Source organism: Mycobacterium sp. SMC-4, from assembly GCF_050205565.1.
Lineage (GTDB): Bacteria > Actinomycetota > Actinomycetes > Mycobacteriales > Mycobacteriaceae > Mycobacterium.
Map to the genome: position 1 here is coordinate 100810 of NZ_JBNMQU010000004.1, position 18961 is coordinate 119770.

Below are 18961 nucleotides of genomic sequence, written 5' to 3' on the forward strand. Positions count from 1 at the left end.
CAGATCTACATCACTTTTGGGCATTTCGCTCTTGCGCTGGACCGCCTTCGCGTGTGTATAGTGGGCATCACTCGGCTTATGCCGGGTGTGCATCAGCCCGACCCCCCGGGGCTGATACACGACGACCTCCGCCTCCTCCCCCCCTGGCGGGGGTCGTCCCTTTTGTGGGGTAAAAATTCGCAAACCGGATAGATCAACCGCGCTTATGTGATTGCGGAACGTTGTTTTCGGCTGCTGGCAACGTTTTTCATCCACAAATCAGACTTCGTCCCCAACTTTCGCCCGCTGCGGCACTGGGGGCTTTCGGGTGAGTCGCCGGAGCCATGACGCTGGCTTCCATGCCCACTTCCGACGCCATCCTCGCGCTGTGTGACGACCCGGTGCTGACCGCGGACATCGAACGCGTCGTCGCCGCGGCCGGACTGCAGATGGTGCGGTCCGCAGATCCGGTCGGTCGCCGGGCCTGGACCGCGGCGGCGGCCGTGTTGCTCGATGACGCCGCCGCCGTGCGCTGCGCGGAGCAGGCGCTGCCGCGCCGACCGCGCGTCCTGCTGGTCAACGGGACGATGCCCAGCCCGGCGCAGTGGCAGGCCGCCGTCGCAGTTGGGGCGCAACAGGTTTTGCACCTTCCGGCACAGGCCGACGTATTGATGGGCGTGCTGGCCGATGCAGCCGACGCTGCCCGCGATGCCGCGTCTCGCGGCCCGGTCGTGGCAGTCCTGGCCGGTCGAGGTGGTGCCGGCGCGTCGGTCTTCGCGACCGCGCTCGCGCAAGTGGCAGCGGAATCCCTTCTGGTCGATGCCGATCCCTGCGGCGGCGGTCTGGACCTGCTGCTCGGCAGCGAGACCGAGCCCGGGCTGCGGTGGCCGGACCTCTCGCTGACCGGGGGGCGACTGAACTATCCCGCCCTGCGCGATGCGCTGCCCCGACGCCACGGTGTGGCGGTACTCGCCGGCAGCCGGGTGTTGTCTGGCGACCGATCCAGCAACGACATCAACCCGGAGGCACTCGAATCGGTGATCGACGCCGGCAGCCGTGCCGGAGTGACGGTGATCTGCGACGTGGCCCGTCAACCCATCGCGGCCACCGAGACCGCTCTCGCGCTGGCCGACCTCACCGTCATGATCACCCCGGCCGACGTCCGTTCCAGCGCGTCCGCCGCAGCCACCGCGCAATGGGTCAACTCGGCCAACCCCAACACCGGCCTGGTGATCCGCGGCCCGTCCCCGGGCGGCCTGCGCGCGGTCGACGTGGCCCGCATCGTCGGGTTGCCGGTGCTGGCATCGATGCGTCCCGAACGGGGAATCGACCCGGTCCTCGAGCGGGGCGGCCTGCGGTTGCGGCGGCGCAGTCCGCTGGCCGCTGCGGCGCGCACCGTGGTCGACGTACTGCGCCAGAACCCGCATCTGCAGCGGCGTCCCGAGGCGGCGGCATGACATCGCCGCTCATCGACCGGGTGCGAGAGCGACTCGCAGCGGAGGGCGCCCCGCTGCGTCCCAGCGTTGTGGCGGCGGCCATCCGCGCCGAATCCGGCGGAGTCCTCGGGGACACCGAAGTGCTCAGCAGCCTGCGGGAACTGCAGACCGAACTGGTCGGCGCAGGGATCCTCGAGCCCCTGCTGTGCGCGCCGGGCACCACCGATGTGCTGGTCACCGGCCCCGATGCGGTGTGGGTCGACGACGGGACCGGACTGCGCCGAACATCGGTGCGCTTCGCCGACGACGCCGCCGTGCGCCGGCTCGCGCAACGACTCGCACTCAGCGCAGGCCGACGCCTCGACGAGGCCCAGCCGTGGGTGGACGGCCATCTGAGCACCGTCGGCGGCCAGGGCGGCGGCTCGTTGACCGTGCGACTTCACGCGGTGCTGCCCCCGATCGCAGCCGCGGGTACGTGCCTGTCTCTGCGGGTCCTGCGACCGGCGACCCAGGACCTCGCCGCGCTGTGCAGGTCCGGGGCGATCGACGACGACGCTGCCGCGCTGCTTCACGAGATCATCGCCGCGCGACTGGCTTTCGTCGTCTCCGGGGGCACAGGCGCCGGCAAGACCACGCTGATGGCCGCACTGCTCGGTGCCGTACCCGCCGATGAGCGCATCGTGTGCGTGGAGGACGCCGCCGAACTGGCGCCCCGCCATCCGCATCTGGTCAACCTGGTCGCTCGCGCCGCCAATGTGGAAGGGGTCGGGGAGGTGACGGTCCGGGATCTGGTCAGACAGGCGCTGCGGATGCGCCCGGATCGCATCGTCGTCGGCGAGGTGCGCGGAGCCGAAGTGGTCGACCTGCTTGCCGCGCTCAACACCGGCCACGATGGCGGCGCCGGCACCGTGCATGCCAACAGTCCCGCCGAGGTGCCGGCCCGGTTCGAGGCGCTGGCCGCGCTCGGCGGGTTGGATCGGGCAGCCTTGCACAGCCAGCTGGCCGCGGCGGTCCAGGTGGTGCTGCACGTGACGCGTGACCGCTCGGGTCGCCGGCGGCTCAGCGAGATCGGGGTGCTGCGGCGCGGCGACGATGGCGCCGTCGCGGTGGTGCCGAGCTGGCGTGTCGGCACCGGATCCGACTGTGGTGCGCAGGCATTGGAGGACCTCTTGCGATCGAGGCGGCCCGCGTGAGCGCCGCGGCGCTCGTGCTGGCTCTGGCGGTCGTGGTGAGCCCGGGGCCGGCGCGGCACCGTGTCGCAGGGCTGACGACGTCACCGCGTCGGCGGGTTCGGGTGCCCGTCGGGGTGGTGGCGGGGGTCGGCTGCGCGGCGCTTGCGGTGTGGCTGCCGTGGACGGCGGTGGCGGCCGCCGGTGCGTTGACGGCGACCATTTCGGTGCGTGGACGGCGGCGACGGGCTGCCGCGGAACGCGCCCGAGACGCGCAGACTCTGCAGGGCGCGCTCGACGTCCTGGTCGGTGAGCTGCGGGTGGGTGCCCACCCCGTGGCGGCGTTGGGAACGGCGGCGAGGGAGTCGCGCGGACGCATCGGGAACGCACTGCACGCGGTGGCAGGCCGCGCCATGCTCGGTGCCGACGTGGCCGCCGGTTTGCGCGTCGAAGGCGCACGATCGGCCTCGCCGGGACACTGGGAACGGCTCGCGGTCTGCTGGGATCTGGCGCACACCCACGGTCTGGCGATCGCCACCCTGGTGCAGGCCGCCCACCGGGACATCGCGGAGCGCGAACGCTTCCGCGGCCGCGTGGAAGCCGGGATGGCCGGTGCGCGAGCCACTGCGGCGATCCTGGCCGGGCTGCCGGTACTCGGAGTGTTCCTGGGCCACGCGATCGGTGCCGAGCCGGTGACGTTTCTGGTGTCCGAGCCGGCCGGGGGCTTGCTGCTGCTTGTCGGTGTGGCGTTGATCTGCGCTGGACTGCTCTGGTCGGACCGCATCACCTCAGGCGTGCTCAGATGAGCTGGGCGGCCGTGCTGCTGGCGGTGTCGCTGCTGCTCAGCGGGCCTCGCCCCCGCGCCTGCGCGCAGCGGCCGCGACGGAGCGCGGTCGCCGGGCCTACCCACGACGACGACCCCCTGGCCATCGCGTCGACACTCGACGTGCTCGCAGCCTGTCTGCGCTCGGGGATGGCGGTGTCGACCGCCGCGGGGGCGGTGGCCGCAACGGCCCCGGCCGCGATGGCGGCGGTGCTGCGCCGGGCGTCCGACCTGCTGGCGCTCGGCGCCGACTCGGCACGCGCATGGGACGACTCGGCCGACGGGGCGCACGCCCACCTCGATGCGTTTCTGCGCATGGCGCGTCGGTCGGCCGCCTCGGGCGCCGCCCTGGCGCACGGCGTGGAAGACCTCGCCGCCGGGTTGCGCGCCGAGGCCGCCGACGCGGCGGGCGCCAAGGCCGAACGTGCGTCGGTGCTGATCGCCGGTCCGCTGGGGCTGTGCTATCTGCCCGCATTTCTCTGCTTGGGCATCGTGCCCGTCGTCGTCGGACTGGCCGGCGACGTTCTGCGATCGGGAGTGCTGTGAGCACAGAGGGAAGGGGACATGTCCGATGAAAGAACACCTGAGGGAGTTGCAGGCACGCATGATCGTGCTCGCGGTCGACGACGAAGGGATGTCGACTGTCGAGTACGCCATCGGCACCATCGCGGCCGCGGCGTTCGGCGCGATCCTTTACACCGTCGTCACCGGCGACTCGATCGTCAGCGCGCTGACCAACATCATCAGTCGGGCGTTGAACACCAACGTCTGAGCGGTGAGGCCGGTGGTGTCACGGTCGAGGCCGCGTTCGCGGTGCTGTCGCTGGTGGCGGTACTCGCGATGTGTCTGGCCGGTCTCACGGCACTGTCGATGCAGCTGCGCTGCATCGACGCCGCGCGGGAGGCAGCGCGGCTCGCGGCCCGCGGCGACCATGCGGTGGGCATGCGTGCGGCCCGTGAGATCGCCCCGGACGGCGCGGTCATCGAGGTATGGCCCGACGGCGAATTCGTGGCCGCCACCGCCTCGGCAACCTCGCGGCTGCTGCCCGGACTCCGGATCAGTGCGCGCAGCGTCGCGGTGGTCGAGCCGGGCGTCTGACGAGCGCGGCGCGGCTAGCGTCATCGCCGCGGCGATGATCGCGACGGTCCTCTCGGTCACAGCACTGGCCGGCTCGCTCGGTGCGGCCGCCGTCGCCCGCCACCGCGCCCAGGCGGCCGCCGATCTGGCGGCCTACAGCGCGGCGGTGCGGTTGCCGGCGGGCCCCGATGCGGCGTGTGCCACGGCCCGCACCGTCGCCGAGGCGATGCGGGCGACAGTGTCGGACTGCCGGATCGACGATCTCGACGTCACCGTCGACGTCGAAGCGGCGGTGCACCTGCGATGGTTGCCCGGCCCCGCGCGCGCGACCGCCCGCGCCGGACCGGCGTGAGGGTTTACGTCCGGGTAAGGCGGGCTACGCCCCCTCCATGACCGGCCACGACATCCTCGGCGGCCGCTACGAACTCCGCGGCATCCTCGGCCGGGGTGGCATGGCCGAAGTGCGCGACGCCTTCGACACGTTGCTGCGCCGCCCGGTGGCGGTCAAGATGTTGCACCCCAGCCTCGACGACACCCCCGAACACCGGCGCCGGTTCCACGACGAAGCCCGCGCCGCGGCCGCCCTGGAGCACCCGAACATCGTCGCCGTCCACGACTTCGGAGAACACGACGGCAGCCCGTTCATCGTCATGGAACGGCTCCCGGGCACCACCCTGGCCGACGAGATGCGGCGCGGCCCGATGACCCCGTCGCAGGTCCGCGGGATGCTCAACGACGTGCTGGCAGCATTGAACGCCGCCCACCGCGCCGGCGTGCTGCACCGCGACATCAAACCCGGCAACATCCTGGTGTCCTCGACCGGCGACTGTCTCAAGGTCGGCGACTTCGGCATCGCCAAGACCCCCGACACGCTGACCCATACCGCGACCGGTCAGATCATCGGAACGGTCTGCTACATGAGCCCGGAACGGCTCGCCGGTGCCCCCGCCTCGGTGGCCGACGATCTCTACGCTGTCGGCGTCATCGCCTACGAAGCGTTGCTCGGGCGGCGCGCGTTCCCGCAGGACCATCCCGCGGCGGTCGCCCACGCGATCCTCGCGACGCCCCTGCCGCCCCTGACCGCCAGCCGTCCCGATGTGGAACCGCTGCTGGCGGGCGTGATCGAACGCGCCATGGCGCGCGACCCGGCGCAGCGTTTCGCCAGTGCCGATCAGATGCGCGCCGCGCTGGCCGGACACGTCCCCGTCCCGGTCCCCGCACCGCCGCGGACCCGCGTGATGCCGACGCCGGTACCGCCACCTGTGCCTGCGGCCGGGCCGCCCGCACGATCCAAGACGCGTCCGTGGGTGCTGGTCGGAGGAATCGCCGCGGCGTTCCTCGTCGCCGGCATCGCGCTGGCGATGCAACCGTTCTCCTCGCCCCCGCCGGCGAAACCCGCGAGCACCAGCACCACCGTCGCGCCGCCGTCACCGGTGCCGCTACCTCCGGTGGTCGTGCCGCCACCGGTGGTCCAGCCGGTGGAGACCGGCCCGCCCGCACCGCCGGCCGGCAAGCCCGACAAACCGGACAAACCCGAGAAACCGGACAAGCCGGACAAGGACAACGGCCGAGGCCAGGGCAAACGCGACTGACTAGCGGTTGCGGCGCCACCCCGGCATCACCCGGGCCGGACGGGGCTCGCGCCGCTCCACCTCGGCGACCTCCTCGGGCGTCGGCGCCCGCAGCACCGCCAATCCCGCGAGTACGCCGTCCTCGAGATCCACGCGGTGCACCGTGACATGCACCGGCGTCCAGGAACCGTCCCGGTCGGCCAACCGCACCACGCCGGTGGCCGGTCCGGAGACGAACTGCTGCGCCATCGCCGCCGTCACGTCGCGGTCGTCGGGATGAATCACCTTCGCGCTGCGGATCCCGGCGCGCCAATCGAAGAACGGCGGCGGGTCGTCCAGCCACTTCAACAACGTCCAATGCGTCGGATCGACCAACGCACGGTGCATGCCCGGCTGGGCCAGCCCGTCGAGGATCCGCTGCGCCAACAGATTCTGCTGGATGCCGTTGCCCTCGCTGACACTGCGCCAGTTCATCGCGCGGCAGATCACCCGGCCGGTGCCGCCGTCGCCGACGTCCAGTAGCGACCGCGACACGAACCCGACGGTGATGGGTTGCCCCTGATAGTCGTTGACGTCCCAGGTGGAGCAGATCGTCACGCCGGGCTCGGGTTTGATCACCATCCCGAGCACCTTGGCCTCGTACGGGTTGAGGTCCCGGCGCGGCAGGTCGTCGACGAAGGCGCGGCCCTGCAGACTCTGCCGGCTCGGGTCCCAGCCGCCCACCCGCAACGATTCGGCGGTGTCGGTGGCGGTGCCCGCGCTCAGATCCCAGATCAACGGGCCGACCAGCGGTCTGGGCGGCGGCTCGCGGTCGACCGCCCCGACCCAGATCTGCACACCGTGAATGACCCCGTCGGACATCTGCACCACCTCGGTGCGGATCACGCAGTCGTTCTTCGGGGTGATGCTGGACAGCCCGCTGCCGGCGCGGACGGTCTCACTGATCGCGGTCTGGATGGCCATCAGATGTGGACTGCGGCGCAACTGGGTCCCGATCGGGATGAGATTACGGGTGTGGACGCCTTCGGCTACCACCACAGGTTCGGCGCCGAGGGTTTCCACGAGCAGCCAGTCCTGGCTCATGGGGCGATCCTACCGAGGCGCGGCTGTGCGCAACCCCGTCACTGCGTCGATTGCCAGGCGCAGCACCGTGATCGCGCCGGCCTTGTCCAGCGGGTCGTTGGCGTTGCCGCACTTGGGGGACTGCACACACGACGGGCATCCAGACGGGCACTCGCACGCCTCGATGGCCGCCGCCGTGGCGCGCCACCAGTCGGTGATGGCCTCGAAACCGCGGGCGGCGAATCCTGCTCCGCCCGGGTGGCCGTCGTAGACGAAGATCGTGGGCAGCCCGTCGACCGGCCCCACCGCCGTGGACACCCCACCGATGTCGCCGCGGTCGCAGCTGGCCACCAACGGCAACAGACCGATCGCGGCGTGCTCGGCCGCGTGCAGCGATCCGGGGACGCGCAGCGGATCGATCCCGTTGTCCTGCAACAATTCCGGGGTGATGGTGCACATCACCGCCATGGTGTCCAAGATGCGCGTCGGCATGTCGAGCTCGACGAAATCGATGACCTCGCCGTCCATCCGGCGCCGCAGGTATCCCGTGACGGTGTTGCTGACCGACACCGGTACCAGACCGACGGTGACGTCGCCGTGCCGGGAACGTTGGCCTTGGCCGGTGACGCTGATGTCGGTGACCTCGCGGGCGAAGGTGGTGTAGCCGGGATCCTCCGGGTGGACGAACGCGACACCGTCCTCGAAATCCAGCGAGTCGACCACATAACTCTCGCCCTGATGCAGATACACCGCCCCGGGATGCACGCAGGCCGGCGCCTGTCCGGCGCCGGCGCTGCCCAGCATCCGGCCGGTGCCGTCCTCCAGAATGGCGATCTGCCCGCCGCTGCCGCCGCGGATGTCCACCGCCGGATGCGGATCCAGGCCCGGGCTCGCGAAATATCCCGCCGGCCGGCGACGCAACAACCCGTCGTCGACGAGGGCGGCGGCCACCTCCTCGGCGTTCCACAGCCGCACCTCGGCTTCGGTCAGCGGAAGTTCGGTGGCAGCGCAAAGCAATTGCGGGCCGAGCACATACGGGTTCGCCGGGTCGATCACCACGCGTTCGATCGGCTTGTCCAGCAGTGCTGCCGGGTGGTGCACCAGGTAGGTGTCGAGGGGATCGTCGCGAGCGATCAACACCACCAGCGCGCCCTGCCCGCGTCTGCCCGCCCGGCCGGCTTGCTGCCAGAACGACGCGACCGTCCCTGGGAACCCGGCCAGCACAACGGCATCCAGTCCGGCGATGTCGACACCGAGCTCCAGCGCATTCGTCGTCGCCAGGCCGCGCAGCCGTCCGTCCGACAGCGCCGCTTCGAGTTCGCGACGGTCCTCGGCCAGATACCCCGCCCGGTAGGACGCCACCTGCTCGACCAGATGTGGTGCGGTGTCGGCCAGTCGGGCCCGCGTGCCCAGGGCGACCAGCTCCGCGCCACGCCGAGACCGCACGAACGTCAACGTGCGCGCCCCTTCGCCCATCAGGTCGGCCATCACGCGCGCCGCCTCCGAGCCGGCCGAACGCCGTACCGGCGCACCGTTCTCGCCGACGAGGTCCTCGATGAGCGCCGGTTCCCACAGCGCAACGGTCCGTGCGCCCTGCGGTGATCCGTCCTCGGTCACCTCCACCACGGTCTGGCCGATCAGTTCCGATGCGGTGATGGCGGGTTCGGCGGTGGTGGCGCTGGCGAAGATGACGGTGGGCGCGGACATCTCGGAGCCGGCGGCCGAGTAGCGTGCGCACAACCGCAGCAGGCGGCGCAGGACCATCGCCACGTTCGACCCGAAAATGCCTCGGTAGTAATGACATTCGTCGATGACGATGTAGCGCAGGTTCCGCAGGAAGACCGCCCACTTGGCGTGGTTGCGCAGTAGCGACAGGTGGATCATGTCCGGGTTGGAGAAGATCCAGCGGGACCGTTCGCGCGCGAAGCGACGCACCTCGGTCGGGCTGTCGCCGTCGTAGGCGGCCGGTGCCACGTCGGCCAGCCCCGGAATGGCCGTCGTCAGCGCGGTTGCCGCCCGCAACTGGTCGTGGCCCAACGCCTTGGTCGGCGACAGATACAGCGCCCGGGCCCGTGGATCCTCGACCATCGCGGTCAGAATCGGCAGCTGATACGCCAACGACTTGCCCGACGCGGTACCGGTGCTGAGCACCACGTGGCGGCCGTCGCGGGCCAATTGCGCTGCGGCGCGCTGATGGGACCACGGGGCCGCGACACCCCGATCACGGAAGGCCTGCACCACATCTGGGTCGGTCCAACACGGCCACGAGTCCACCGCGGCCTGCCGCGCGGGGAGGTCGGCGACGTGGCGCAGAGGCGCTTCGCCGGCGGCTGTCCCGTCCACCGCGCAGGCCAGGAGCTCCCGGCCGAAATCGGCTACCGCCTCTGCCAAACCCGCCCTCCCGCGCGTCGCACATGATCCGTTACGGGGAATTGTTCCCTACACACCAGAGCAGAACACCTCGTCAGACTGTCGCAGCGGCCCCGAACGTGGTTGACTTACCCCGGTCGCAGCTTCTGTGTTCGTGTATCAGCACTCGCAGGAACGACGTTGCGATCGCGGTTCCTGCGAGGGTTGTAGGTCGGGTCGAGTTCCGAGCACTCCACGAAGGTATGGCGGTCGGAACGGGCCCGGTCTTCCGAAGAACGGAGGACCGCACCCGGTGAATACAGAGAAGGAATGTACGAAAGATGCCACAGGGAACTGTGAAGTGGTTCAACGCGGAGAAGGGCTTCGGCTTCATCGCCCCCGAGGACGGCTCCGCTGACGTTTTTGTCCACTACACGGAGATTCAGGGTTCCGGCTTCCGCACCCTTGAAGAGAACCAGAAGGTCGAGTTCGAGGTCGGTCAGAGCCCCAAGGGTCCCCAGGCCACCGGCGTCCGCGCCGTCTGAGCCCACCCGGGTTCACCAAAAGCTCTGCGCAATCCCCGCGTCGTCGCGAAGACGGCGCGGGGATTGTCGTTGCGGCCGGTGCCGCCGATGCGCGCCCTACCTGCCCTACTGTCAGTGCTGTGAGCCAGCTGTCCTTCTTCTCGGCCGAGTCGGTGCCGCCGACGGTCGCCGACCTGACCGGGATACTGGCTGCCTCCGGCCAGGCGGTCGTGGTCGGGGGAGGGCAAGGGCAGGGCGCGCGGCTGTCGGTGGTTGTCGACGCGATGTGGCGCGCCGAGGGGCTCGCGGAGATGATCGCCGACGTCGGCCTGGTCCCGGAGATCGCCCGCACCGACGAGAACTCCCCGCTGGTGCGCACCGCGGTGGATGCCCGGCTGGTCGGTATCGCCGCCGACTGGACCAGGGGAGCGGTCAAGACCGTGCCGCCGCACTGGCTGCCCGGGCCGCGGGAGCTGCGGGCCTGGACGCTGGCCGCCGGGGCGCCGGAGGCCGACCGCTACCTGCTGGGGCTGGATCCGCACGCGCCGGACACGCATCCGGCGCTCGCGTCGGCGATGATGAGGGTCGGGATCGCACCGACCTTGATCGGCACGCGGGGCTCCCGGCCGGCGTTGCGCATCAGTGGTCGGCGACGGCTGTCTCGGCTGGTAGAGAACGTGGGACCGCCACCGGACGACGACGAAGCGGTGGCGCAATGGCCGCAGATATAGCAGTGTCGACCAGACCGGCGCAGGGGGAACCGGTTTGCGTCCGTAGGCGCAGGGTGTCAAATTGGCAGTTGCCAGGGCAGGCAGCATGGATTGAGGTGCCCTGCCTGCGGGCAACAGGAGAAAGTGGAGCAAGACCAAATTGGCTGACGGCGACCGCGCCAGCGGGGGTAACGGAACTGTCCGGCGACTCGTCATTGTCGAGTCGCCCACCAAAGCGCGCAAAATCGCTGGTTACCTCGGCTCCAACTACATTGTCGAGTCGTCGCGCGGGCACATCCGCGACCTGCCGCGCGCCGCGGCCGACGTGCCGGCCAAGTACAAGTCCGAGCCGTGGGCGCGCCTCGGAGTCAACGTCGACGCCGACTTCGAGCCGCTCTACATCATCAGCCCGGAGAAGAAGAGCACCGTCGCGGAGCTGAAGGACAAGCTCAAGAACGTCGACGAGCTCTATCTGGCCACCGACGGTGACCGCGAGGGCGAGGCCATCGCCTGGCATCTGCTGGAGACCCTCAAGCCGCGGGTGCCGGTCAAGCGGATGGTGTTCCACGAGATCACCGAGCCCGCCATCCGGGCCGCCGCCGAGGATCCGCGCGATCTCGACAACGCGCTGGTCGACGCGCAGGAGACGCGCCGCATCCTCGACCGGCTCTACGGCTACGAAGTGTCTCCGGTGCTGTGGAAGAAGGTCGCACCGAAACTGTCGGCCGGCCGCGTGCAGTCGGTGGCCACCCGCATCATCGTGCAGCGCGAACGGGAACGCATGGCGTTCCGCAGCGCCGGCTACTACGACGTCACCGCCGAGCTGGACGCCAGCGTCTCCGACGCGCAGGCCACGCCGCCGACGTTCTCGGCGAAGCTGAACACCGTCGACGGCCGCCGGGTTGCCACCGGTCGCGATTTCGACTCCCTCGGCGCGGTCCGCAAGCCCGACGAGGTGCTCGTCCTCGACGAGGCGGCCGCCAACGCCCTGGCCGCGGGGCTGCAGGGCGCACAGTTGCAGGTCGCCTCCGTCGAGCACAAGCCGTACACGCGGCGCCCGTACGCGCCGTTCATGACCTCGACGCTGCAGCAGGAGGCCGGCCGCAAGCTGAGGTTCTCCTCGGAGCGCACCATGAGCATCGCGCAGCGTCTCTACGAGAACGGCTACATCACCTATATGCGTACCGACTCGACCACGCTGTCGCAGTCGGCCATTGACGCCGCCCGCAACCAGGCTCGTCAGCTCTACGGCGAGGAATACGTGCATCCCACGCCGCGGCAGTACACCCGCAAGGTCAAGAACGCCCAGGAGGCCCACGAGGCCATCCGGCCCGCCGGCGACGTGTTCTCCACCCCGGGGCAGCTGCACAGCCAACTCGACAACGACGAGTTCCGGCTCTATGAGCTGATCTGGCAGCGCACGGTGGCCTCGCAGATGGCCGACGCGCGCGGCACCACGCTGAGCCTGCGCATCGCCGGAGCCGCGAGCACGGGCGAGCAGGTCGTGTTCAACGCCAGCGGCCGCACCATCACGTTCCCGGGCTTCCTGAAGGCCTACGTGGAGAGCATCGACGACCTCGCCGGCGGCGAGGCCGACGACGCCGAGAGCCGGCTGCCGAACCTGACGCAGGGGCAGCGCGTCGACGCCAAGGACCTCAGCGCCGACGGGCACACCACCTCCCCTCCCGCCCGCTACACCGAGGCCTCGCTGATCAAGGCACTCGAAGAGCTCGGCATCGGCCGGCCGTCGACGTACAGCTCGATCATCAAGACCATCCAGGACCGAGGCTATGTCCACAAGAAGGGCAGCGCGCTGGTGCCCTCGTGGGTGGCCTTCGCGGTGATCGGCCTGCTCGAACAGCACTTCAGTCGGCTGGTCGACTACGACTTCACCGCCGCCATGGAAGACGAGCTCGACGAGATCGCCGCCGGCAACGAGCGGCGGTCCAACTGGCTGTCGAACTTCTACTTCGGCGGCGAGCACGGCGTGGACGGTTCGATCGCGCGCGCCGGCGGGCTCAAGAAGCTGGTGGGCGGCAACCTCGAGGAGATCGACGCTCGAGAAGTCAACTCCATCAAGCTCTTCGACGACGCCGAGGGTCGTGCGGTCAATGTGCGGGTGGGCCGCAACGGCGCCTACCTGGAGCGCATGATCGTCGGCGAGGACGGCGAGCCGACGCCGCAGCGGGCCAACCTGAAAGACGAGCTGACCCCGGACGAGCTGACCCTGGAGTTGGCCGAAAAGCTCTTCGCGACACCGCAAGAGGGCCGTTCGCTGGGCGTGGACCCGGAGACCGGCCATGAGATCGTCGCCAAGGACGGCCGGTACGGGCCGTACGTGACCGAGGTGCTGCCCGAACCTCCCGAGGATCCCGACGCGGGATCGACGGCGAAGAAGGGCAAGAAGCCGACCGGGCCGAAGCCGCGCACCGGATCTCTGTTCCGCAGCATGGATTTGGAGACGGTGACGCTCGAGGACGCGCTCAAGTTGTTGTCGCTGCCCCGCGTTGTCGGTGTCGACCCGAACTCCGGTGAGGAGATCACCGCGCAGAACGGCCGCTACGGCCCATACCTGAAGCGCGGCACGGATTCTCGTTCACTGGCCACCGAGGACCAGATCTTCTCCGTCACGCTCGACGAGGCGCTGAAGATCTATGCCGAGCCGAAACGCCGTGGGCGCCAGGGCGCGGCGACGCCTCCGCTGCGCGAGCTGGGTAACGACCCGGTGAGCGGCAAGCCGATGGTGATCAAGGACGGCCGGTTCGGTCCCTACGTCACCGACGGGGAAACCAACGCGAGCCTGCGCAAGGGTGACGACGTGGCGTCGATCACCGACGAGCGGGCCTCCGAGCTGCTCGCCGACCGTCGGGCCCGCGGGCCGGTGAAGCGCGCCAAGAAGGCACCGGCGAAGAAGACGGCCGCGAAGAAGACGGCCGCGAAGAAGGCGCCGGCCAAGAAGGCCGCCAAGAAGGGCTGAGCGTCAGGTCGAGTGGCTGACGTCGCCGCGGACCTGCCCGTCGCGGCCGGCGTTCCGGGCGATCGCTTCGCTCGGTGAGGCCAGGTGGACCGGCCGGGCCAGCTGCGTGGGCCCGGTGCGGCCGCGCAGTTCCACGATCTCCCCGACGTCCCAGCACAGCGCCTCGGCATCGAGGGCGTCGCTGACCGCGACCGCCGAGGCCAGTACGTGACCCTGTTCCAGCTTGGCGAGCTCGGTCAGCCGCGCGGCCTCGTTGACCGGGTCCCCGATGACGGTGTATTCGAAGCGGGCCTGCGCGCCGATGTGGCCGGCGATCGCACGGCCGGCCGACACCCCGATGCCGAAGTCGGTTTCGCCGAGCACCTTGATCAGCTCGTCGTGCAGCTCGCGGGCGGCGGCCAGCGCGGCCCCGGACGCGTCGGGATGTTCGATGGGCGCGCCGAAGATGGCCAGCGCGGCGTCGCCCTGGAACTTGTTGACGAAACCGCCGTGGCGGTTGACGGTGTCGACCACCACGCGGAAGAAGTCGTTGAGCAGGTTGACGACCTCGGCGGCGGGGATGGTCGAGGCCAGCCGCGTCGATCCCACCAGGTCGACGAAGAGCACCGCGACCTCGCGTTCCTGCCCGCCGAGCTCGGTGCCACGCTCCAGCGCCCGCCGTGCGACGTCCTCGCCGACGTAGCGGCCGAACAGGTCGCGGAGCCGTTGTCGTTCGGCCAGGTCGCGCACCATGTCGTTGAAGCCGGCCTGCAGCAGGCCGAGCTCGCTGGCGTCGTAGATCTGCATGTGCGCGTTGTAGTTACCGCGCTGGACCTCGCCGAGCGCCCACCGCAGCTGGCGCAGCGGGTCGGCGATCGACATGGCCACCAGCACCGTTGACGACAGCCCGATCACCAGCGCGACGATGGCCAGCAGCAGGATGGTGGTCAGCAGCCGGTCGGCCGGGGCGGTCAGTACCGCGAACTTGCTGGCCACCAGGGCCAGCACGATGGCCAGCACCGGCACCCCGGTGGACAGCACCCACGTCAGCACCTGACGCAGGATCACCCCCGGCGCCTGGAAGTTCTCCGGGACGCCGCCGCGCAGCGCGGCCACGGCGACCGGCCGCAGCACGCGCTCGGACTGCAGGTAGCCGATGATCGCGGTGGCGGTGGCGCCCAGCGCCGTCGCCACGGCCACCACCGGCGCCGACTTGCTGGCCACCGGCCAGCTGGCCACGATGAACACCACCGAGCCGAGCAGCCAGTTCATGCCGCTGATCAGCGACCGGTAGAACGGCATCTTCAGCGCCCGCATGCGGGCGACCTCGGTGTCCCCGGGGTCGCGGTCGCCGAGCAGCATCTCCCGGCGCTGCCAGCGCATCACCGGGATCAGCATGCGCAGCGTCAGATAGGACGCGACGGTGAACGAGATGAACAGATAGCCCAGGAAGATCGCCAGGTTGTAGGCGGGCAGGTCCTGCAGCTGGATGCGGTCCTCGGGCGGCAGCCCGAACCGCAGGAAGCCGAGCACCAGCAGCGCGCCGATGATGTCGGCCTGCAGCATGCCCAGCGTGAACACCGGCCACGGGGTGCGCGCGACCCAGCGGACGAATGCGCTGATTCGCCCCGTCTCGGTCGCGTCGGTGGTCATTGCTTCACCGTAATAGGCGGAGCCGACGCTGACGGGGCCTCTGGGACTGACGTGTCGGTTCGCAGCATTACTGTTATCGGCGATGGCCGGGGTTTTCTCACGTTTGGTGGGTCAGGACGCAGTCGAGGCGGAGCTCGTCGCCGCGGCGCGGGCCGCCCGTGGTGATGCGCCTCACGTCGACGGCGATGCCGAGGTGGGCGTCATGACCCATGCCTGGCTGATCACCGGTCCGCCCGGCTCCGGTCGCTCGATCGCGGCACTGTGTTTCGCGGCGGCGTTGCAGTGCACCGCCGAGGGGACTCCGGGCTGTGGACAGTGCCGGGCCTGCTCCACGACGATGGCCGGCACCCACGCCGATGTGCGCCGCATCGTGCCGGAGGGGTTGTCCATCGGCGTCGACGCGATGCGCAGCATCGTGCAGATCGCGTCGCGCCGGCCGGGCACCGGTCGCTGGCAGATCGTGGTGATCGAGGACGCCGACCGGCTCACCGAAGGCGCGGCCAACGCGCTGCTCAAGGTCGTAGAGGAGCCGCCGCCGTCCACCGTGTTCCTGCTGTGCGCTCCGTCGGTGGATCCCGAGGACATCGCGATCACCCTGCGGTCGCGGTGCCGCCACGTCGCGCTGACCACGCCGCCGGTGTCGGCCATCGCGCAGGTGCTCATCGATTCCGACGGCATTCCGGAGGTCGCCGCGAACTGGGCGGCGTCGATCAGTGGTGGGCACGTGGGGCGCGCGCGTCGGCTGGCCACCGACGAGCAGGCCCGCGAGCGGCGCAAACGCGCGCTGGGCCTGGCCCGCGATGCGGCCACCCCGTCGCGGGCGTACGCCGCCGCCGAAGAACTGGTCGCAACCGCCGAGGCGGAGGCCAAGGCGCTCACCGAGGGCCGCAACGAAAGCGAGGCCGAGGAGTTGCGGACCGCGCTGGGCGCGGGCGGCACCGGCAAGGGCACCGCGGGCACCATGCGTGGCGCCGCCGGTGCGTTGAAAGACCTGGAGAAGCGGCAGAAGTCCCGGCAGACGCGCGCCTCCCGCGACGCGCTGGACCGCGCGCTGATCGACCTGGCGACCTACTTCCGGGACGCGCTGCTGGTCGCCACCGGCGCCGCCGACGTCACACCGAACCACCCGGACATGGCCGAGCGGGTCGCGGCGATGGCCGCGCACGCGTCGCCGGAAGCGCTGCTGCGCTGCATCGAAGCCGTCCTCGAGTGCCGGGAGGCGCTGTCGGTCAACGTCAAGCCCAAGTTCGCCGTCGATGCCATGGTCGGCACCGTCGGGCAGGCGTTGCGCAGCTGAGTTGGGCGGTGGGGAAGCCCTGCCGTAGACTCACTGCCGCCCGACAGCGCCGCCTTAGCTCAGTCGGCAGAGCGATTCACTCGTAATGAATAGGTCGGGGGTTCGATTCCCCCAGGCGGCTCCAACGTTCACCCTCCGCGCCGTTCGTAAGTCAGGAATGGCAAAGAGGCCTCTCCGCTGGGAAACTCTCGTCCAGAGTGGCGCGGTCCGAGGCGATATTGGCGGATTCCATCGTGTGACCCGTGGTGCATACTTCTGGCGGGGCCAGTCGTACGCGATCGCTGGGGAGGTGGTGACGAATTGAGTGTCGACATCTTCAGGGATCCCCTGTTCACCCCTCGAGAAGTCTCCATCTACCTCGAAATCCCGCGATCGACGGTCTACAGCTGGCTGCGTGTAGGGTCGCGCGGCGGCCCACCGCTTGTGCATCAGGTGCCGGTGGCGCGTAAGGGAATGGCTTCAGTTCCGTTCGCAGCCTTGGTTGAGGCCTTTGTTCTGCGTGCGCTCCGTAATGAACTGAGGTTCACCAAGCGACAGATTGCTGACACCGTCGCTGATGTACGTGAGGTTTTCGGTACCGATTTCGCTCTGGCCAGCAAGCGGATCGCAACTGACGGCATCGACATCTTCATCCAGCACGCCGAAGACCAATTTGCGCGGGTTGGCGACCACCAATTCTTGATCCGCGAAATCGTCGGTGACTATCTCCGATACATCACGTGGGACGACAAGACGGACTACGCCGCACGATTGAGACTGCCTGGCTTCGGCGAGGACGCCAAAGTGGTCGTCGATCCGCGATTCGCGTGGGGAGACCCGGTCGTTGAGCGAAATAAGGTTCCGGTCCGTTCGGTGCTGGACCTGTGGGCCGCTGGTGAACCGTTGACCGTGGTCGCTGACGAGTACGGGTTGTCCATCGCAGAGGCGGAAGAGATATGTCGCGTTGGACTCAAACGAGCCGCCTGAGTTTTTCCTTGACCGAAGCCTCGGCAAGCGGGTTGCGGCGGGGTTGACGGAGCTGGGTTGGCTCATTCATCGAGTAGTCGACCACTTTCCGGACGACGCCCAAGACATCGCCGACGACGTGTGGATGCGGTATGGCCTCGAACGGGGCTGGTACCCGTTGCACAAAGACGGTCGCATTCGAGGAACCGAGGCGGAACGGCGGCCGCTGATCGAGTTTGACGCTCCAATGTTCTACCTCGATAACCAACAACTCAGGATTGTGGAAATGGTCCAGCGGTTCCATTCAGCGCGTCACCAGATCTACATGAAGGCCCGAAATTCGGGGGCAGCGTGTTACGCGGTGTCGGCGGGTGGAATTAGAAGAACCTGGCCATAACGAACCCCATCTCTCAGCCCAGACGGCTCAAACCGTCGCCGGCGAGCTCCTCGCGCACCGCGTCGACGCGGCCGGTCATCGCCAGCAACAATGCCTCGCCGGCTCCGCGCACCTCGGGGCCACGGCCGGCCGACCAGTCCAGATCGGTGGCGACCAGGCGCAGACCGCGGGTGCGTCGCGTCGCGATGACGGGGCTGACGCGCGCGTAGGTCAGGCAGACGCGCAGCGCGTCCTCGGAGATCGGCCGCGCAAGTCCCAGCGGGCGGCGGATGTCCTGCTGGTGGATCAGGCACTCGATCAGGGCGACCCGCCCGCCGTAGAGGCCACCGGCCCCGGACGGTGCGGCGTCGCGGTGCATCAGGTCGACCAGTTGTGCGGGCGTCAGGGCCACGGATGTCGGTTGGATCGCGGCGTTGACGCGGTCCACGTCGCCGCGGGCGGCCAGCATGCGCTTCAGGAGCCGTGCAACCCCTTGGTCGAGGTAGCCGACGGTGTGGGCGGCGACGTCACGCACGGACCAGCCCGCGCACAGGGTGGGTGCGGTCCATTGTTCGGCGGTCAGCCCCGCCAGCAGGTCGGCGAATTCGAGGCGTTCGCGGTGGGCAAGCCGGCGCACGCGGACCATGCGAGGACGTTAGCCCTCGAGAACCTCGCGGGCCACCTTGCATGCGGCGCTGGCGGCCGGGAATCCCGCGTACCCGGTGGCGTGGTAGATGACCTCAGCGATTTCGTCGTCGGTCAGTCCGTTGGTGCGGGCGATGGCGACGTGGATTTTCAGTTCGTCGGTGGCGCGCAGCGCGATCAGGATGCCGAGCGTGACCAGGCTGCGGTCGCGCCGGCTCAGTCCGTCGCGTCCCCACAGCCGCCCGAACACGTTGTCGAGGCTGAGGTCGAGCAGTTCAGCGCCGAACTCCTCGCTGCGCACCGGTTCGTCGGGCAGCACGCCGGGCAGCAGTTCGCGAAAGATCCGGTATCCCTGGTCACGCGCGTCAGTCATGTGCCCAGCGTCGCAT

At 69.7% G+C, this 18961-nt stretch carries 19 protein-coding genes and 1 tRNA gene; 15 read left to right on the forward strand and 5 right to left on the reverse strand.

Translation table 11 applies throughout. The features are described from left to right. The first annotated feature begins 338 nt into the window (after positions 1-338). The 8 genes from ssd to ACQI46_RS09275 all read left to right on the forward strand — a co-directional run bounded on the left by ssd (position 339) and on the right by ACQI46_RS09275 (position 6076). Complete coding sequence (gene ssd, locus ACQI46_RS09240; protein WP_427093685.1) at positions 339-1436, forward strand: septum site-determining protein Ssd; 1098 nt, start codon at positions 339-341, stop codon at positions 1434-1436. Further along, positions 1433-2608: a TadA family conjugal transfer-associated ATPase gene (locus ACQI46_RS09245; protein WP_427093686.1), complete on the forward strand. Its 1176-nt coding sequence runs from the start codon at positions 1433-1435 to the stop codon at positions 2606-2608. Before ssd ends, ACQI46_RS09245 begins: the two co-directional genes overlap by 4 nt. Next, positions 2605-3390 carry a type II secretion system F family protein gene (locus tag ACQI46_RS09250; RefSeq protein ID WP_427093687.1) on the forward strand — a complete coding sequence of 262 codons (786 nt, stop codon included), beginning with the start codon at positions 2605-2607 and terminating at the stop codon, positions 3388-3390. The genes ACQI46_RS09245 and ACQI46_RS09250 overlap by 4 nt, the downstream gene beginning before the upstream one ends. Further along, positions 3387-3953 carry a type II secretion system F family protein gene (locus tag ACQI46_RS09255; protein ID WP_427093688.1) on the forward strand — a complete coding sequence of 189 codons (567 nt, stop codon included), beginning with the start codon at positions 3387-3389 and terminating at the stop codon, positions 3951-3953. The genes ACQI46_RS09250 and ACQI46_RS09255 overlap by 4 nt, the downstream gene beginning before the upstream one ends. A gap of 25 nt (positions 3954-3978) precedes the next feature. Beyond that, positions 3979-4179: a DUF4244 domain-containing protein gene (locus tag ACQI46_RS09260; protein ID WP_427093689.1), complete on the forward strand. Its 201-nt coding sequence runs from the start codon at positions 3979-3981 to the stop codon at positions 4177-4179. A gap of 68 nt (positions 4180-4247) precedes the next feature. Beyond that, complete coding sequence (locus ACQI46_RS09265; protein WP_427093920.1) at positions 4248-4505, forward strand: TadE family type IV pilus minor pilin; 258 nt, start codon at positions 4248-4250, stop codon at positions 4503-4505. After that, positions 4468-4836 (forward strand): Rv3654c family TadE-like protein, encoded by a 369-nt coding sequence (locus ACQI46_RS09270; protein WP_427093690.1) that lies wholly within the window; start codon positions 4468-4470, stop codon positions 4834-4836. The genes ACQI46_RS09265 and ACQI46_RS09270 overlap by 38 nt, the downstream gene beginning before the upstream one ends. 37 nt (positions 4837-4873) lie before the next feature. Continuing rightward, a complete protein-coding gene (locus ACQI46_RS09275) occupies positions 4874-6076 on the forward strand; it encodes a serine/threonine-protein kinase (protein ID WP_427093691.1) in 1203 nt (400 codons plus the stop codon). On the opposite strand, the gene ACQI46_RS09280 is transcribed toward ACQI46_RS09275, so the two are convergent. Both ACQI46_RS09280 and ACQI46_RS09285 read right to left on the reverse strand, forming a co-directional pair. After that, positions 6077-7138 carry a PAS domain-containing protein gene (locus ACQI46_RS09280; RefSeq protein WP_427093692.1) on the reverse strand — a complete coding sequence of 354 codons (1062 nt, stop codon included), beginning with the start codon at positions 7136-7138 and terminating at the stop codon, positions 6077-6079. 9 nt (positions 7139-7147) lie between these two features. Beyond that, positions 7148-9508 (reverse strand): DEAD/DEAH box helicase, encoded by a 2361-nt coding sequence (locus ACQI46_RS09285; protein WP_427093693.1) that lies wholly within the window; start codon positions 9506-9508, stop codon positions 7148-7150. Between the two features lie 299 nt (positions 9509-9807). Here ACQI46_RS09285 and ACQI46_RS09290 point away from each other — a divergent pair, with 299 nt between their 5' ends. The 3 genes from ACQI46_RS09290 to topA all read left to right on the forward strand — a co-directional run bounded on the left by ACQI46_RS09290 (position 9808) and on the right by topA (position 13677). Next, positions 9808-10011 (forward strand): cold-shock protein, encoded by a 204-nt coding sequence (locus ACQI46_RS09290; RefSeq protein ID WP_006243848.1) that lies wholly within the window; start codon positions 9808-9810, stop codon positions 10009-10011. Between the two features lie 119 nt (positions 10012-10130). Further along, positions 10131-10721, forward strand: a complete 591-nt coding sequence (locus ACQI46_RS09295; protein WP_427093694.1) for a hypothetical protein — start codon at positions 10131-10133, stop codon at positions 10719-10721. Positions 10722-10860: 139 nt separating this feature from the next. Next, entirely contained in the window at positions 10861-13677 is a 2817-nt protein-coding gene (gene topA / locus ACQI46_RS09300; protein WP_427093695.1) for a type I DNA topoisomerase, read from the forward strand. A gap of 3 nt (positions 13678-13680) precedes the next feature. On the opposite strand, the gene ACQI46_RS09305 is transcribed toward topA, so the two are convergent. After that, positions 13681-15309 carry an adenylate/guanylate cyclase domain-containing protein gene (locus ACQI46_RS09305; RefSeq protein ID WP_427093696.1) on the reverse strand — a complete coding sequence of 543 codons (1629 nt, stop codon included), beginning with the start codon at positions 15307-15309 and terminating at the stop codon, positions 13681-13683. 82 nt (positions 15310-15391) lie between these two features. Between ACQI46_RS09305 and ACQI46_RS09310 the strand changes: the two genes are divergently transcribed. The 4 genes from ACQI46_RS09310 to ACQI46_RS09325 all read left to right on the forward strand — a co-directional run bounded on the left by ACQI46_RS09310 (position 15392) and on the right by ACQI46_RS09325 (position 17948). Next, positions 15392-16606, forward strand: a complete 1215-nt coding sequence (locus ACQI46_RS09310; protein WP_427093697.1) for a DNA polymerase III subunit delta' — start codon at positions 15392-15394, stop codon at positions 16604-16606. Between the two features lie 48 nt (positions 16607-16654). Beyond that, positions 16655-16730: transfer RNA gene (locus ACQI46_RS09315), tRNA-Thr, on the forward strand. A 176-nt stretch (positions 16731-16906) separates the two neighbouring features. Beyond that, positions 16907-17572 (forward strand): DUF433 domain-containing protein, encoded by a 666-nt coding sequence (locus tag ACQI46_RS09320; protein WP_427093698.1) that lies wholly within the window; start codon positions 16907-16909, stop codon positions 17570-17572. A gap of 43 nt (positions 17573-17615) precedes the next feature. Then, a complete protein-coding gene (locus ACQI46_RS09325) occupies positions 17616-17948 on the forward strand; it encodes a hypothetical protein (protein WP_427093921.1) in 333 nt (110 codons plus the stop codon). Positions 17949-17961: 13 nt separating this feature from the next. Here the strand turns inward: ACQI46_RS09325 and ACQI46_RS09330 are convergent, their stop codons facing one another. Together ACQI46_RS09330 and ACQI46_RS09335 are read right to left on the reverse strand one after the other, a co-directional pair. After that, complete coding sequence (locus ACQI46_RS09330; protein ID WP_427093699.1) at positions 17962-18573, reverse strand: maleylpyruvate isomerase family mycothiol-dependent enzyme; 612 nt, start codon at positions 18571-18573, stop codon at positions 17962-17964. A gap of 9 nt (positions 18574-18582) precedes the next feature. Beyond that, a complete protein-coding gene (locus ACQI46_RS09335; protein WP_427093700.1) occupies positions 18583-18945 on the reverse strand; it encodes a carboxymuconolactone decarboxylase family protein in 363 nt (120 codons plus the stop codon). Positions 18946-18961 lie beyond the last annotated feature (16 nt).

Bases quoted from the DNA above. Each gene is read 5' to 3' on its own strand.
- ssd (WP_427093685.1), top strand. From the start codon at position 339: ATGCCCACTTCCGACGCCATCCTCGCGCTGTGTGACGACCCGGTGCTG.
- ACQI46_RS09245 (WP_427093686.1), top strand. From the start codon at position 1,433: ATGACATCGCCGCTCATCGACCGGGTGCGAGAGCGACTCGCAGCGGAG.
- ACQI46_RS09255 (WP_427093688.1), top strand. From the start codon at position 3,387: ATGAGCTGGGCGGCCGTGCTGCTGGCGGTGTCGCTGCTGCTCAGCGGG.
- ACQI46_RS09260 (WP_427093689.1), top strand. From the start codon at position 3,979: ATGAAAGAACACCTGAGGGAGTTGCAGGCACGCATGATCGTGCTCGCG.
- ACQI46_RS09265 (WP_427093920.1), top strand. From the start codon at position 4,248: ATGTGTCTGGCCGGTCTCACGGCACTGTCGATGCAGCTGCGCTGCATC.
- ACQI46_RS09275 (WP_427093691.1), top strand. From the start codon at position 4,874: ATGACCGGCCACGACATCCTCGGCGGCCGCTACGAACTCCGCGGCATC.
- ACQI46_RS09280 (WP_427093692.1), bottom strand. From the start codon at position 7,138: ATGAGCCAGGACTGGCTGCTCGTGGAAACCCTCGGCGCCGAACCTGTG.
- ACQI46_RS09290 (WP_006243848.1), top strand. From the start codon at position 9,808: ATGCCACAGGGAACTGTGAAGTGGTTCAACGCGGAGAAGGGCTTCGGC.
- ACQI46_RS09305 (WP_427093696.1), bottom strand. From the start codon at position 15,309: ATGACCACCGACGCGACCGAGACGGGGCGAATCAGCGCATTCGTCCGC.
- ACQI46_RS09310 (WP_427093697.1), top strand. From the start codon at position 15,392: ATGGCCGGGGTTTTCTCACGTTTGGTGGGTCAGGACGCAGTCGAGGCG.
- ACQI46_RS09330 (WP_427093699.1), bottom strand. From the start codon at position 18,573: ATGGTCCGCGTGCGCCGGCTTGCCCACCGCGAACGCCTCGAATTCGCC.
- ACQI46_RS09335 (WP_427093700.1), bottom strand. From the start codon at position 18,945: ATGACTGACGCGCGTGACCAGGGATACCGGATCTTTCGCGAACTGCTG.